12 protein-coding genes are annotated in these 14,208 nt (G+C 66.1%); 3 read left to right on the top strand and 9 right to left on the bottom strand.

The window, feature by feature from the left end; genetic code table 11:
* Positions 1–57 precede the first annotated feature (57 nt).
* Positions 58–1,245: a porin gene (locus ASE52_RS19955; protein WP_241777066.1), complete on the top strand. Its 1,188-nt coding sequence runs from the start codon at positions 58–60 to the stop codon at positions 1,243–1,245.
* Positions 1,246–1,312: 67 nt separating this feature from the next.
* Here ASE52_RS19955 and ASE52_RS19960 read toward each other — a convergent pair whose 3' ends face one another.
* Together ASE52_RS19960 and ASE52_RS19965 are read right to left on the bottom strand one after the other, a co-directional pair.
* Positions 1,313–2,107 carry a metallophosphoesterase gene (locus ASE52_RS19960; RefSeq protein ID WP_057228743.1) on the bottom strand — a complete coding sequence of 265 codons (795 nt, stop codon included), beginning with the start codon at positions 2,105–2,107 and terminating at the stop codon, positions 1,313–1,315.
* 32 nt (positions 2,108–2,139) lie between these two features.
* Entirely contained in the window at positions 2,140–3,207 is a 1,068-nt protein-coding gene (locus ASE52_RS19965; RefSeq protein ID WP_010461776.1) for a diacylglycerol kinase family protein, read from the bottom strand.
* Positions 3,208–3,523: 316 nt separating this feature from the next.
* Here ASE52_RS19965 and ASE52_RS19970 point away from each other — a divergent pair, with 316 nt between their 5' ends.
* Positions 3,524–4,351, top strand: a complete 828-nt coding sequence (locus ASE52_RS19970; RefSeq protein ID WP_057228745.1) for a phosphatase PAP2 family protein — start codon at positions 3,524–3,526, stop codon at positions 4,349–4,351.
* Between the two features lie 135 nt (positions 4,352–4,486).
* Here the strand turns inward: ASE52_RS19970 and ASE52_RS19975 are convergent, their stop codons facing one another.
* From ASE52_RS19975 to ASE52_RS19985, 3 genes are read right to left on the bottom strand one after another with little or no spacing between them, the layout of a single operon-like run.
* A complete protein-coding gene (locus tag ASE52_RS19975; RefSeq protein ID WP_057228747.1) occupies positions 4,487–6,355 on the bottom strand; it encodes a CocE/NonD family hydrolase in 1,869 nt (622 codons plus the stop codon).
* Between the two features lie 33 nt (positions 6,356–6,388).
* On the bottom strand, positions 6,389–7,411 hold the full coding sequence (locus ASE52_RS19980; RefSeq protein WP_010461782.1) for a tripartite tricarboxylate transporter substrate binding protein: 1,023 nt from the start codon (positions 7,409–7,411) through the stop codon (positions 6,389–6,391).
* Positions 7,401–8,414: a porin gene (locus tag ASE52_RS19985; protein ID WP_057228749.1), complete on the bottom strand. Its 1,014-nt coding sequence runs from the start codon at positions 8,412–8,414 to the stop codon at positions 7,401–7,403. Before ASE52_RS19985 ends, ASE52_RS19980 begins: the two co-directional genes overlap by 11 nt.
* 199 nt (positions 8,415–8,613) lie before the next feature.
* Here ASE52_RS19985 and ASE52_RS19990 point away from each other — a divergent pair, with 199 nt between their 5' ends.
* Positions 8,614–9,534, top strand: coding sequence for a LysR family transcriptional regulator (locus ASE52_RS19990; RefSeq protein WP_057228751.1), 921 nt, complete (start codon positions 8,614–8,616; stop codon positions 9,532–9,534).
* Positions 9,535–9,654: 120 nt separating this feature from the next.
* Here ASE52_RS19990 and urtE read toward each other — a convergent pair whose 3' ends face one another.
* The 4 genes from urtE to urtB all read right to left on the bottom strand — a co-directional run bounded on the left by urtE (position 9,655) and on the right by urtB (position 14,103).
* A complete protein-coding gene (gene urtE, locus ASE52_RS19995) occupies positions 9,655–10,347 on the bottom strand; it encodes an urea ABC transporter ATP-binding subunit UrtE (protein WP_057228753.1) in 693 nt (230 codons plus the stop codon).
* Positions 10,348–10,515: 168 nt separating this feature from the next.
* Entirely contained in the window at positions 10,516–11,391 is an 876-nt protein-coding gene (urtD, locus tag ASE52_RS20000) for an urea ABC transporter ATP-binding protein UrtD (protein ID WP_010461788.1), read from the bottom strand.
* Positions 11,388–12,515 carry an urea ABC transporter permease subunit UrtC gene (gene urtC, locus ASE52_RS20005; RefSeq protein WP_010461789.1) on the bottom strand — a complete coding sequence of 376 codons (1,128 nt, stop codon included), beginning with the start codon at positions 12,513–12,515 and terminating at the stop codon, positions 11,388–11,390. Before urtC ends, urtD begins: the two co-directional genes overlap by 4 nt.
* A 7-nt stretch (positions 12,516–12,522) precedes the next feature.
* Positions 12,523–14,103, bottom strand: a complete 1,581-nt coding sequence (gene urtB / locus ASE52_RS20010; protein WP_057228755.1) for an urea ABC transporter permease subunit UrtB — start codon at positions 14,101–14,103, stop codon at positions 12,523–12,525.
* Positions 14,104–14,208: the final 105 nt, after the last annotated feature.

Genomic DNA, 14,208 nt, shown 5'->3' on the forward strand with positions numbered 1-14,208 from the left:
GGCTGCGCCGTGGGCCCGTTCGCGCCCGCTTTCCCGACCTACGAACCGAAAGACACCATGACACCCCACCATTTCTCCCCTCTTTCCCGACCTGTGGCCTGCCACCGCCTGTGGGCGCGCACCCTGGGCACTGCCACACTTTCCACCGCAGCCCTGGCCGCACACGCCCAGCCCGCCCCGCCCGCCCAGGGGCCCGGCCTGCAGCTCTATGGCCTGGTGGACGCTGCGGTGGGCCGCTTCGCCAGCCCCGCTGGCGGCGTGAATGCACAGGACCGCGCCGTGACCAAGCTGGACGGCGGCGGCATGTCCACCAGCCACTGGGGCGTGCGTGGCAATGAAGACCTGGGGGACGGACTGTCGGCCCAGTTCGAACTCTCCTCCTTTGTGCGCAATGACTCTGGAGCCACCGGGCGCAGTGATGCCCTGCCAGCGCCCGTGAGCGTGGCCGCAGACCCGGTGTTCTCCCGCGCCGCCTGGGTGGGTCTGGCCCACCCCCGCTGGGGACGCGTGCGCGCAGGCAACGTCACGTCGCTGCTGTTCCTCAACGCCATCACGTCCAACGCGTTTGGCGACTCCACCGTGTTCGGGCCGCTCAACCTCACCACGTTCATCGGTGGCCCTTTGACCGGTGGCACCGCCTGGGCCAACTCCGTGGTGTACGACAGCCCCCACTTCGCGGGCTTCAACGGGTCGGTGGCGCATTCCATCTCGGAAGGCCAGGGCGGCGGCAACAGCGCTGCGCGTCTGGCCTACGCCCAAGGGCCCATGGCAGCGTCAATGGCATGGCAGAGCGTTCAGAAAAATCCCACCACTTTTGCGGACGGCACCTCGGCCAACAACACGCGCGCGTGGCAACTGGCGGCGTCGTACGACTTCGAGGTGGTCAAGCTGTTCGCCCACGTGGGCCGCATCGAGAACCGGGGCACGGCCACCACGCCGCTCAACGTGTCGTACCGCGTGTGGGACGTCAGCGCCTCTATGCCCGTGGGCGCTGGCCGCGTGCTGGCGGGCTACGCCGCCCGCCGCACGGGAGACACCGTGGGGCCCGTACCCGCCACGCTGGCAGGTGGCAATGTGGAGCGCAGGGTGTTCACCGTGGGGTACGACTATTTCCTGTCCAAACGCACCGACCTGTATGCCATGGTGATGCGCGACAGCACCCAAACCCGCACGCTGCCCGCGCCGCCCTCGGTGGTGAGCGCGCAGGGCACCAGCTTTGCCGTGGGGGTGCGCCACCGCTTCTGAGCTGTTTTTCGGAAATATCTGCTGAGAGTCCCAAGGTTGGGGCGCCTTCGGGCGCCCCTTTTTTGAGTCACAGTGCTCCCACCGCCTGCCGCAACACACACATAAACTCTCCCGCCGCTTGGTCGTAGTCCCAGCGCGCGGCATAGCGGGCCCAGCCTCCCACCGCAGTGCCCGATGCCTCCACGGTCAACACCACCAGGCTGTTGGGGCTGCCGTGGCGCAGTCGGTGCGATACCGCCGTGCCGGCGCGGCAGGCCCACAGGCCCGGTAACGGCTGCAGCACGCCCGGCTCATGCACGTGGCCCGACAGCAGCATCTGGGCGCCCGCCGTGCGCCAGCGCTGCACGGCTTCATCCGCCCGGTGGGGCCGGTGTGCGCGGTCGGTGGGGTCACGGGACACCAGGGGGTGGTGGCTGGCCACAATGCGCCAGGCGTCCGGCGGCGCACGCGCCAGCAGCATGGCCACATGATCGATCTGTGCCGACGAAAGGCTACCCCGCTCGTGCCGCCAGGCGCGGGTGGTGTTGACGCCCACCACGTAAAAGGCGCCCATTTGCCGCACGGGCTCCTGGTCGATGCCGAACTGCTGCGCATACCGCTCATAGGCCCTGCCCCAGCGCATCCACCAGGCAAACAAAGGCAGGTCGTGATTGCCCGCCAGCACCAGATTGGAGCGGGCATGCAGGCCCTGCACAAACCGCGCGGCCTGCTCAAATTGCAGGGCCGTGGCGCGCTGAGTAAGGTCCCCCGACACCACCACCATCGCCACCCCCAGCCGCTGCGCAAGCCGCTGTGCGGCCGCACACACCGCTGGATCGTGTGCACCGAAGTGCAGATCCGACAGGTGCATCAAAACGGTCATCGGTGCTCTCTGCGAGGGTTGAAAATACTGCGTCAAGCGGGCAGCAGGCCTTCTGCCGGAGCGGGCACAAACGCATGGGCTCGTGCCTCATCGGACTGCGCCTGGGGCGCATCATCACGCATCAGCAACGTGGGTGCCACCAGCCACAGCGGCCGCTCGCTCAGGCGGAAATGCAGGGGTGGGGCCATCCATTCACGCTCCCCGTCAAACGCCAGCTTGACCTGGGGTGGGCGCCAGCTGGCTGGGGTCACGGTCAGCTCGGTACAGGCCATGCTGACCACGGCATTGTCTTTGTGCAGCTGCCCCGTGGCCGCATTCCACACCGTGCGCGCAATGGCCCATCGGCCTTGCGGCTTGAGCATCACCACAGCGAGCTTTCCACCGTCGGCCACCATTTGTGCCTGTGGCAAACCCATGCGGTCGAGCTGCAACGGGTTGTTGCCCACAAACAGTGTCGTGACAAGATGCTCTTCCTGCTGGGCCTGGGCACCACGGTGTGTCTTCATCACCACCCGCCAGCGGCGGCCTGCCGAGGGGCGGAACATGCTCCACACCGCAGCCGCGACGGCCACCCAGCGCGAACGGCCAAAACGGCGCGACGCCATTTCGCGGTCGGCCAGCAGCTTGGGGTACAGGCCCACACTGGCATTGACGACAAACATGCGCCGGTTGACAAAGCCTACCTGCACCGGGCGCAGGTCTCCATCGCGCAGCGCCTGCAGCATGTCTTGCACAGCGGTTTCAGGGTCCAGGGCCAGGCCATGTTCGCGGCTGAAGTAGTTGAACGTGCCCATCGGCACCACGCCCAGCGGCACGCCCGCCCACAGTGCCGCCGAGGCCACCGCATTGATCGTTCCGTCGCCCCCGGCCGCCACCACCAGGCCACCATCGGCCAGGGCCGCCTGCGCAGCGTCGCGCGCCAGCTGCACGATGTCGCCCCGCTGGTCGGGTACATGCCAGACCACGTTGTGCTCTTGCAGGGCGGGCACACCCTCCAATTTCGCGCGCAGCAGATCCAGATCGGCACCCGGGCGTTTGGGCACCACCAGATGGATGGGACCGTGGGGACGGACGGGATGGGGATGCTCGGAAGGGGTCATGGTTCGGTAGCGGTGTCAGGAAGCGGCGGGAAATTGCCGGGAACGGGTTGCACCCGGCAGACCCTCTTGCCGTCCTGATTTTTGTAATGCAATGGACTGAATGGTCGCCCAACTGACCTCGTACCGCAGCCAGCAGCTGCGCCCTTGCCCTGTCAGAGGTTGCCGACAGACGTCCCTGTGGCGCCCCGTCGCACAGGGGCGCCATACACCTGTGCTTTGGCGGGATGTAGGGAACTCCGGTACAACGCCCGATTCCCTTAAGGGTCCAGACAATCTGGACGATGAAAGCCGTTGACAACCGATGCCAATGACAACAATGGAACTTCCCGAGCTGGGAGCGCTGCTGGCGAGCCACCCCCGGGAATGGTGGCTTGCAGGCATGGTGGCTGCGGCCCTGTGGGGTGCGCTGGCACTGAGCGGCTTGCGCACGGTGCGGCGCCACAGCCCGCCGCTGCGCCGTTTTTTGCCAGCGCGGGCACACGGTGTGGTGGTGGCCGCCGTGGGCGCCAGCGCTGGCGCGCTGGTACTGGCGGGCGCCACGATGGCCGAGCTGGCCGAAAGCGGGCGCACGGGGGGCCACTGGGGTGCGCTGGACGATGCCATTGCCGCTGGCCTGCGCGCCCAGGCGGACACGGCCATGCTGAATTGGTTTGCAACCCTGACCCACATGGGTGACTCATGGGTGCTCACAGGGGCTGCGGTGGTGGTGGCGGTGGCGCTATGGGTACGCCAGCACCGGCTGCTGGCCACCGGCTGGCTGGTGGCCCTGGCAGGGAACGGTGCACTGACCAAGATTCTCAAAGCGCTGTTTGAACGCGTGCGACCCGAACATGTTCACGGCATCGCGCAGGAGGACGGATTCAGCTTTCCCAGCGGGCACAGCAGCGCGTCCATGACGGCCTACACCATGCTGGCCTATCTGGCCACGCGGCTGTTACCGCGCGCCTGGCACCTGCCCGCAGCGATGGCCGCTGGCGCCCTAATCTTCACCACGGGATGGAGCCGTGTGGTGCTGCAGGTGCACTACGCCAGCGATGTGCTGGCAGGCTGGTTGCTCGCCGGTACATGGGTGCTGTGCACGGTGCTGATCATGGAGAGTGTGTCGCGCTGGCGTGGTGCGGCGCCCTCGCTTGCCAGCAGGTGAGCAGCCCGGCCCACTCACGACTCCGCAGGGCGTGTTGCGGGATCACCGAGCTACCTGCGCCGCCTGCGGGGCTCGCCCCTCGGCGGCCAACGCAAGCAATGCCCCGCTCAGGCCATCCCTGCCCCAAGACCCTCGCTACGAGGCTGGACACTCGGGCACCACCAGCACCGGCAACATCACGCGGGACGGACACCCTGGCCCCATGTGAACACTGTTGCGCGCAAGCTTTCGAGGCCCGGCACTGCCCTCGGGAGCCCCGGTATTGGGGTTGACATCAAACCGAGGGAAGTTGCTGCTGGAGACGTCAAGCCGGATACGGTGGCCTTTGCGAAACAGGTTGGAGGTGGGCATGGGCTCGATCGTGATTTCCACCACCGTCCCTGGCTCCATCATCCGGGGCTGCTCCCAAGAATGCCGGTAGCGGCAGCGCAGGATTCCGTCGGTCAGGTTCATCGCGTACCCCAGCGGGTAGTCGTGGCTGGGCGGGTACTGGTCGATCAGCTTGGCTGTGAAATCGGTGTCTGGCGCAGTGGACGACACCCACAGTTCGATCGTGATGGGACCTGTCACCTCCACATCCTGATCGAGTGGCGGCGTTTGAAACACCAGCACGTCGTCCCGGTCAGCCAGCGGCCCAAAGGGTTCCTGCGTGCCAAAAATGCCCTCGCCGGTGCGCTGGTCGTACGCGCCAGCCACCATCAAGGGTTCTCCCGACGTGATGGAACCGCCGATGGTGGGCACCGGGCGCTCCGGGTCGAACTCGAAGGTGGCCTTGCTTTCCTGCTCGGGCATCACCTCGGACAACACTCCCTGCGGCCACAGGTACCAGGGGGTGAAGCTGGTACCTGGCACCGGCCAACCGGTGGCACTGCGCCAGGCTCCACCATGGTCCAACCGGCCCTCGGGCGTGCGCAGCCCAGAGCCCCCGCCCATGCGAAAGTAACGCACGGCATCTTCCTGCCCCTTGGGCAACGGCTGTCCCCGGAGCCAATGGTTGAACCACGCCAGCCGCATTCCCACGTAGTCATCGGCCAGCGTGCCATCGAGCACCGCTGCGTGCCCAAAATCCACGTCGCCGGCGTAAGGGACGCTGCGCTCGCCATGCGTCCAGGGGCCCAGCACCACGCGCGCCTTGCAATCCGGGCGCTGTGAAAGGCCCAGATAGTTGTCGGTCGTGGTCTGCGCATAGGGGTCCCACCAGCCACACATCAGCATGACGGCCAGGCCGTCAAACGCTTCGTAGCGACCGGCCGCATACAGCTCGGGCTGGCGCCAGTAGTCGCTGAAGGTGCCACGCTCCCATTGCCCGAAGAGATAGTCCTCGTACTCGGGTGCCCATTGCAGCGGCGAATCTCCCCGGGACCAGGGCAGCCGCTGAAACCAGGCTCCAATGTCAGCCTCATCCAGCGCCCTTCGAGCGGACTCGCTGATGTGGTTGCTACCACTGCGCGCATTGCGCAGCGCCCAAACCGCCTGCTTGAGCTCGAAAGCCCCGCCATGGCGGATGCCTCCTCGGTAGGCATTGGAAAAGCCGCCGCATTCAAGAAACATGGCTTTCAACCCAGCGGGCCGCTGGCTGGCCAGTGCGGTCTGTGTATGGGCGGCATACGAAAGGCCATAGGTGCCAACCTGGCCGTTGCACCAGGGCTGCGCCATGATCCATTCCATCGTGTCGGCACCGTCGTGGGCCTCGCCCAGGTACTTGGTGAACTGGCCCTCCGAGTCAAAGCGCCCACGGCAGTCCTGCACCACCACGGCGTAGCCTTCCTGGGCAAAACGGGCGGCCACTTCGCCGCGCCGCATGGGAGCAGGGTTGGCCGCCGTGCGCTCGCGCCGGGTCTCGGCATCCTTGCCATAGGGCGTTCGTTCCAGCAGCACGGGCAGTGTGTGTGCAGTGGCCGTGGGCAGGTACACGTCGGTGGCAAGGCGAACCCTGTCGCGCATGGCCACCCAATGGGTGTGCCGGGTCACGCCGCTCTGTGTAGCCATTGACTGGGCAGCCATTGAAATCGTCATTGTGTTCATGGACTGGCCCACTCAATCGAGCTTGAGGTTGCGTTCCTTGACCAGCTTGGCCCAGCGCGCAGTGTCGTCCTGCATGAAGCGTGCAAGCTCCTGCGGTGTGGTGGGCGCAGGCTCCGCTCCTTGGGCCACGAGCAGGCTGGCCACCTCGGCATCGACCAACGCGCTTTTGAGCACCTTGCTGATCTTGTGGACCAGATCCGAGGGAGTGCCCGTGGGGGCGAACAGGGCGTACCAGATGTCGTACTCGAAATCCTTCAGGCCCGCCTCGGCCATCGTTGGCACCTGGGGGAATGCCCGCGAGCGCTTGGCGCTTGCCACCGCCAGGGGCACGAGCTTGGCAGACCGGATGTGCGCCGCCACACTGGGCACGGCGTTGATGCCCAGCTGCACGTGGCCCCCCGCCAGTTCGTTCACGGCGGGGCCGCCTCCCTTGTAGGGGATCTGCACCATGCGCGTGCCCGTAGCAGCCTGGAACATCTCCATCGACAGGTGCCCGGGGCTGCCATTGCCACTGGTGCTGTAGTTCAACGTGCCCGGGCTCTTGCGGGCCAGGTCAATGAGTTCCTGGACCGTGCGGACCTGCAGACTCGGGTGTGTGGTCAGGATGGGCACGTTGATCACCACCCGTCCCACGGGCACAAAATCACGCGATGGGTTGTACGAGAGCTTGCTGGAAAGCAGCGGCGCCGTCACCATGCCCGAACCAGCCCCCATCAGCAGCGTGTACCCGTCTGCGGGCGCCGAAGTGACCGCCTGAAAGCCGTGCGCACCGGGCCGGTTGTCAATGACGACAGGTTGCCGCCACAGGTCCGACATCTTGCGTGCCACCACACGCATGGCCGTATCCGCAGCTGCCCCTGCCGGAAACGGAATCACGATGCGCACGGGCTTCTCGGGGAACTCGGCGGCATGGGCGGCTTGCGGCGCCGCCAGCATCAGTGCCAACCACGCCAGGCCGGCCACCAGCCGGTGGTGCGTGCACAGCACGAAGCGGCGGCGCGGGGCGGCGGGGTTGGTGGTCGTTCTAGAAATCATGGCGAACTCCTGCGCCGATGGCGCGCACGGACACATTGCTGCGGCTCGAATCGATGCCGTCGCGGTCGATGAAGGCCTGCAGCTCGGTGCGTTTGGACAGGGCATAGGTATAAGCTACCTGCTGGCGCTTGCGCAGGCCGCGCAGCGACGCCTGCACATCGCGCTGCATCACGTTGACCACGATGGCGTGCTGGCCGGCCGAAAAGCGCGTGCCCACCAGCCAGTAGTCCACATCGGCGCGGGTGGTCGCCGACGTCCTGGCGTAGGAATCGCGGCCCAGCAGCACATAGGGCTCGATCGCGCCGAAGTCGTAGCGCACGCCGGCCTGCCATTTGCTCGCGAACTCGTTGGCCAACAGGCCACCCGGGCGCGTGTCCTTGCCGTAGCCGATGCCTGCCGACCAGGGCCCCTCGGCGTAGTTGAGGCCCAGGTCCAGGGACTTGGCGCCGTTTTCCTGCTCGGGCGTCTTGGCATCGCCGCGCAGGTAGTAGCGCGCCCGCAGGTTGACGCCGCCCCAGGTGGGGCTTTGGTAGCCGATGGCGTTGGGCGTGCGGTTGCGCGCGTTCAGGATGGAGGTGCCGATGGCCGTGGCCCCGGCGTCGTTGGCGGCGAACGAGGTGATGCGCGTGACTTGCGAGTACAGCGGCGAGCCGGTCGGGTTGGCGGAGTCGAGCCGCCCCAGCGCCACCGTGCCCAGGCTGCCGCGCAAGGCGGCATAGCTGTTGCGAAAGGCTGGCGTGGTGGCGGCGCCGGAGTCGGCTTCGAGCCCCATCTCCAGGCCGAACAGCGCGGCCAGGCCATCGCCCAGGTCTTCCTTGCCCCGAAAGCCCAGGCGGGATGCGTTGTCGCGCTCTTCCGTCACGGAGCCGGTGTTGCCGGTCTTGACGTTGTTGATGGTGAGCCGCACCTGGCCATAGACCTGCAGGTCCTGTGCGGCAGCGGGCCCCGCAGCCGAAACGGAAAGGCCGCAGGCGGCCAGCGCGAAGGGAAATGAGCGCCTCATGAAATCTTGCTCCTTGAAGGGGTGGTGCCAGGTTGGCTGATGACGCCGCCGATTCTGTGGAGCGAGGTGCTCGGCCACAACGCTATGACGAACGCTGATGACCCTATGCAATAGACCGCAGGTTTGCGCTGGCGTGGCAGCAGTGCAAAGATGCAGGCCGGCTGCCTGCATACCCGAACGTCTGCCCCTTTTCCATCCCATGAACTTCAAGCAACTCGAGGCCTTCCAGGCCATCATGCTCAGCGGCTCCACCACCGGCGCGGCCGAGCGCATGGGGCTGTCGCAGCCCGCCATCAGCCGCCTGCTGGCGCAACTGGAGGAAGACCTGGCCCTGCGTCTGTTCGTGCGCGAAAAGGGTCGCCTGAGTCCCACGGCCGAAGCCCAGGCGCTGCTGCACGACGCCCAGGTGCTCATGGATTCGGCGCAGTGCTTTCGCCGCCATGCCGAGCAGTTGCGCCTGGGTGGCTTCAAGCGGCGCCTGCTGAAGGTGGCGGTGCCCAGCACGCTGGCCACCACGCTCATGCCGGTGCTGGCCAAGCGCTTCATGCAGGCCCATCCGGACGTGGTGCTGGAGGTGCTGTCAGGCTCGTACAACGACACCGAGCGCGCGCTGCTGAGCCGCGATGCGGACATCGGCCTCGTGCGCCTTCCCATGGAGATGCAGGGACTGAGCACCCGCGCCAGCCTGGACTCCGAAGCCGTGTGCATCATGCCCCGGGGCCATGCACTCGAAGGCCTGGCAGAGGTCAGCCCCACCGACCTGATCGACGTCAGCTTGATTCTGCTGGGGCGCCAGCGGCAGATCCGCCACGACATCGACATGGCCTTTCGCCAACGGCGCGTGCAGCCGCGCGTGGCGCTGGAGGTGCACTCCATCAGCGAGGCCTGCGCCCATGTGGCCCAGGGGCTGGGGGTGTCGATCGTGAATGCCTTGCTGGCGCAGCACTGCCCGAACGAGGCGATCACGTCGCGCCCGTTCAGGCCCCGCATCGCTTACCAGCTGGGCATCGCAACGGTGGCCAACGCGACGACCTCGCCGCTGCAGGACACCTTCACCCGGCTGCTGGTGGAGGCGATGGAAGCACCTTCCCCCGCCGTGGCATTGCCTTCAGCTCTCTGAAACTGGCACGCCCCTCGCCAGGGCACCCGTGGAACTGGCTTCGCCAGGCCGCCGGGTGCGTCCCCCTCCCGCGCAGCGAGAGAGGGGTAAAGCGCCGCAGGCGACTCAGGGGGTGTGGTTTTAAATCGCGACAAGGTTGCGAATGCCCTTGGCCTCCATCTCGCTGCCAGGGCCGCGCGCGATGACTTCGCCACGCTCCATCACCAGGTACTCATCGGCCAGCTCCTGCGCAAAGTCGTAGTACTGCTCGCACAGCAGGATGGCCATCTCGCCCTTGTCGGCCAGCATGCGGATCACGCGGCCGATGTCCTTGATGATGCTGGGCTGGATGCCTTCGGTGGGCTCGTCCAGGATCAACAGGCGCGGCCCTGGCGCCAACGCCCGGGCAATCGCCAGCTGCTGTTGCTGCCCACCAGAAAGATCACCGCCACGGCGTTTGAGCATCTGCTTGAGCACAGGGAACAGCTCGTAGAGGTGCGGCGGCACGGGGGTGGAACCGCTTTTGTAGGCCAGGCCCATGCGCAGGTTTTCTTCCACCGTGAGGCGGCCAAAAATCTCGCGGCCCTGGGGGACAAAACCGATGCCTGCGCGGGCACGGTCGTACGGCGTGGTCTTGTCGATGGGCTTGCCGTCGAACGTGATGCCCCCGCTCTTGATAGGAACCAGGCCCATGAGACTTTTGAGCAGCGTGGTCTTGCCGACGCCGTTGCGCCCGAGCAGGACGGTGACCTTGCCGGCCTGCGCAGAGAGGCTCACATCACGCAGGATGTGGGAGCCGCCGTAATACTGGTTGATGTTTTGGACGGTGAGCATGGTATTTGGAGCTTTTTTTGCCTCTGGCGCTTATCCATCAAGCGCTAGCAGCTATTAATTTAGAAGCATTTGGTGCGCCTGTACTGAGTTCGGATTCCGAGAGTCGTCCCGGCCCCGCCCTTCGCAACAGCGCACCGCCCGCCAAGAAAAGAGAGCAGGCAGCATCCATCACCGCCCCAGATACACCTCAATCACCCGCTCATCCGCCTGCACCTGATCCAGCGTGCCCTGCGCCAGCACGGCCCCATCGCACAACACCGTCACGATCTCCGAAATGGTGCGGATGAACGACATGTCGTGCTCCACCACCATCAGCGAGTGCTTGCCCTTGAGCGTCAGAAACAGCTCTGCCGTGCGCGCCGTTTCCTCATCCGTCATCCCCGCCACGGGCTCGTCCAGCAAGAGCAACTTGGGGTCCTGCATCAACAGCATCCCAATCTCGAGCCACTGCTTTTGCCCATGGCTCAGGTTACCTGCCATGCGCGCCACGCTGTCGGCCAGGTGAATGGTGTGCAGGATCTCCGCCAGCCGGTCCGACTGCGCGGAATCCAGCCGGAAGAACATGCTCGACTTCACGCCCTTGTGCGTCTTCAAGGCCAACTCCAGATTCTCGAACACGCTGAGCTGCTCGAACACCGTGGGCTTCTGGAATTTGCGGCCTATGCCCAAGCTCGCGATCTCCGGCTCGTTGTGGCGCAACAGGTCAATGGTCGAGCCGAAGTACACCGTGCCGCTGTCCGGCCGCGTCTTGCCAGTGATGATGTCCATCATCGTCGTCTTGCCCGCGCCGTTGGGGCCGATGATGCAGCGCAGCTCGCCGGGTGCGATGTCCAGGCTTAGGTTGTTGATGGCCTTGAAGCCGTCAAAGCTCACGTTCACATCTTCCAGGTACAGGATGCGACCGTGGGTGATGTCCACCTCACCGGGCGTGGCGATGCGCGAGAAACCTGCGGCACGGCCACCGGATTCGGTCTGGCCCAGCGCAGCGGGTGCCAGCTTGGCCTGAATGCGCCTTGCGCCTTCGTCCATCAGATCGGGCGTCATGGCGCGGCTCCTTCAGTCTTCTTGTTTTTCTTCAGCTTCTTCACCAGGCCCACCACGCCATCGGGCAGGAACAGCGTCACGGCGATGAACAGCGCGCCCAGAAAATACAGCCAGAACTCCGGCGCAGTCACGGTGAGCCAGCTCTTGGCACCGTTGACGATGAAGGCGCCGACGATGGGGCCGATCAGCGTGGCGCGGCCGCCCACTGCGGCCCAGACCGCGATCTCGATGGAGTTGGCGGCGCTCATCTCGCCGGGGTTGATGATGCCGACCTGGGGCACGTACAGCGCGCCCGCCACGCCGCACATCATGGCGCTGATGGTCCAGATGGTGAGCTTGTAAGGCAGCGGCGAGTAGCCCGAGAACATGACCCGCGTTTCGGCATCACGCACCGCCTGCAGCACGCGGCCGAACTTGCTGCGCACCAGCCAGCGCGCCAGCAGGAAGAACACCAGCAGCGTGACGCCCGTCATCACGAACAGCAGCATGCGCATGTTCTGCGTGGCAATCGGCTGGCCCAGGATGCGCTTGAAATCGGTAAACCCGTTGTTGCCGCCAAAGCCCGTCTCGTTGCGGAAGAACAGCAGCATGGCCGCGTAGGTCATGGCCTGCGTGATGATGGAAAAGTACACACCCTTGATGCGCGAGCGGAACGCGAAGTAGCCGAACACAAACGCGATCACGCCCGGTACCGCCACAATGAGAAACAACGTGGCGACGAAGCTGTCGGACAGCATCCAGTGCCAGGGCAGCTCCTTCCAGTCGAGGAACACCATGAAGTCGGGCAGGTCGCTTTTGTAATTGCCGTCGCGGCCGATCTGGCGCATGAGGTACATGCCCATCACGTAGCCGCCCAATGCGAAGAACAGGCCGTGGCCCAGGCTCAGGATGCCGGTGTAGCCCCAGATCAGGTCCATGGCGAGCGCGCAGATGGCGTAGCACATGATCTTGCCGAGCAGCGCCACGGCGTAGTCGGACAGGTGCAGCGGGCTGCCGGCCGGCACCCAGAGGTTGAGCACGGGGGCCACGGCGCACACCACGATGAGCGCCACGATGAAGGCCGACCAGCCGCTGCGGGTGAGCAGCGGAGCGGGTGCGGGGAGTTGGATAGCAGGGGTAGTCATAACGGTCTCAATCCGCCGTACGGCCCTTCACCGCGAAGATGCCCTGCGGCCGCTTCTGGATGAAGATGATGATGAACACCAGCACGGCGATCTTGGCCAGCACGGCGCCCGTCCAGCCTTCCAGGAACTTGTTGAGTACGCCCAGGCCCAGCGCGGCATACACGGTGCCGGCCAGCTGGCCCACGCCGCCGAGCACCACCACCATGAACGAGTCGACGATGTAGCCCTGGCCCAGGTCCGGCCCCACGTTGCCCACCTGGCTGAGCGCGCAGCCCGCCAGGCCCGCGATGCCGGAGCCCAGCGCGAAGGCGTAGGTATCGACACGCGCCGTGTTCACGCCCATGCACGAGGCGATGGGCCGGTTTTGCGTGACGCCGCGCACGAACAAGCCCAGGCGCGTCTTGCTGATGAGAAAGGCCACGCCGCCCAGCACCGCCAGCGCGAAGGCGACGATGATCACGCGGTTCCAGGGCAGTTGCAGGTTCTCCATCAGCTGCACGCCGCCGCTCATCCACGAGGGGTTTTCCACACCCACGTTCTGCGCGCCGAACACGGTGCGCACCAGTTGCTGCAGCATCAGGCTGATGCCCCAGGTGGCCAGCAAGGTCTCCAGCGGCCGGCCGTACAGAAAGCGGATCACGCTGCGCTCCAGCACCGCGCCCATCAGCGCTGACGCCATGAAGGCAGCGGGCACGGCGGCGACCAGGTACCAGTCGAAGGCACCAGGGAAATACTTCTGGAAGATGCCCTGCATCACATACGTGGCATAGGCCCCGATCATCATCAGCTCGCCATGGGCCATGTTGATCACGCCCATCAGGCCGTAGGTGATGGCCAGGCCCAGCGCCACCAGCAGCAAGATGGAGCCCAGGCTGATGCCCGTGAACATCGCCGCCAGTCGCTCGCCCCATTGCAGGCTGTCTTCCACCGTCTTGAGTGCCGCCTGCAGGGCGGCCTTGACCTTGGGGTCTTCTTCGCTGCGCAGCTGCTCCAGCAGCACGGTGCGCGTGGCGGGGTTCCCGCTGGTCGCGAGGTGCTGTGCAGCTTCCAGGCGCTTGGCGGCATCGCTGCTGCTCAGGAGGATGCGCGCGCGGATGCTGGTGAGGCGTCCCTTCAGGGCCACATCCTGCTCGGCGGCCAGCGCCTTTTCGACGAGCGGCAGGCGGGCCTCGTCCGTCTCTTCGCGCAGCGCTTCGATGGCGCTGCGGCGTTGTGCAATGTCGGTGGACATCAGCTGGAGCGAAGCCAATGCGGTGTCGAACTCGCCGCGCATGCGGTTGTTGTTGACGATGTCTTCGGCGTCGTCAGGCACCGGCACCTCGGCGCCGGTCACGGGGTCCAGCCCCTTGTCGCCCTTGATCACGATGGCCTTGTCGCCTGCGATCTTCACCGCGTCGTCACCCATCGCGCGGATAAACGCCAACGTGGCCTCGTCGGGCGTGGCAATGGCTTTCTGCAGCGCGGCGATCCGGTCGTCGGTATCACCCGCCGCCATGGCCCGCGCAGCCTCGGCCGTGAGCGCGTGCGCCTGCACCGCTGTGCACAACAGCAGGCAGGCGATCAAGCGAGAAAAGATGGAAGCAAGCATGACGAGAGCTGTGTGAAAAGCAGTGGGCCGCAAAGCACGCGCGATCTAGAAGCGAGGGCCGCCGCGCAAGGGCCGCCCCGCCGCGCTGGCGGCGTCCCCCCTCCC

Source organism: Acidovorax sp. Root275 (assembly GCF_001428965.1).
Classification (GTDB): Bacteria; Pseudomonadota; Gammaproteobacteria; order Burkholderiales; family Burkholderiaceae_C; genus Acidovorax; species Acidovorax radicis.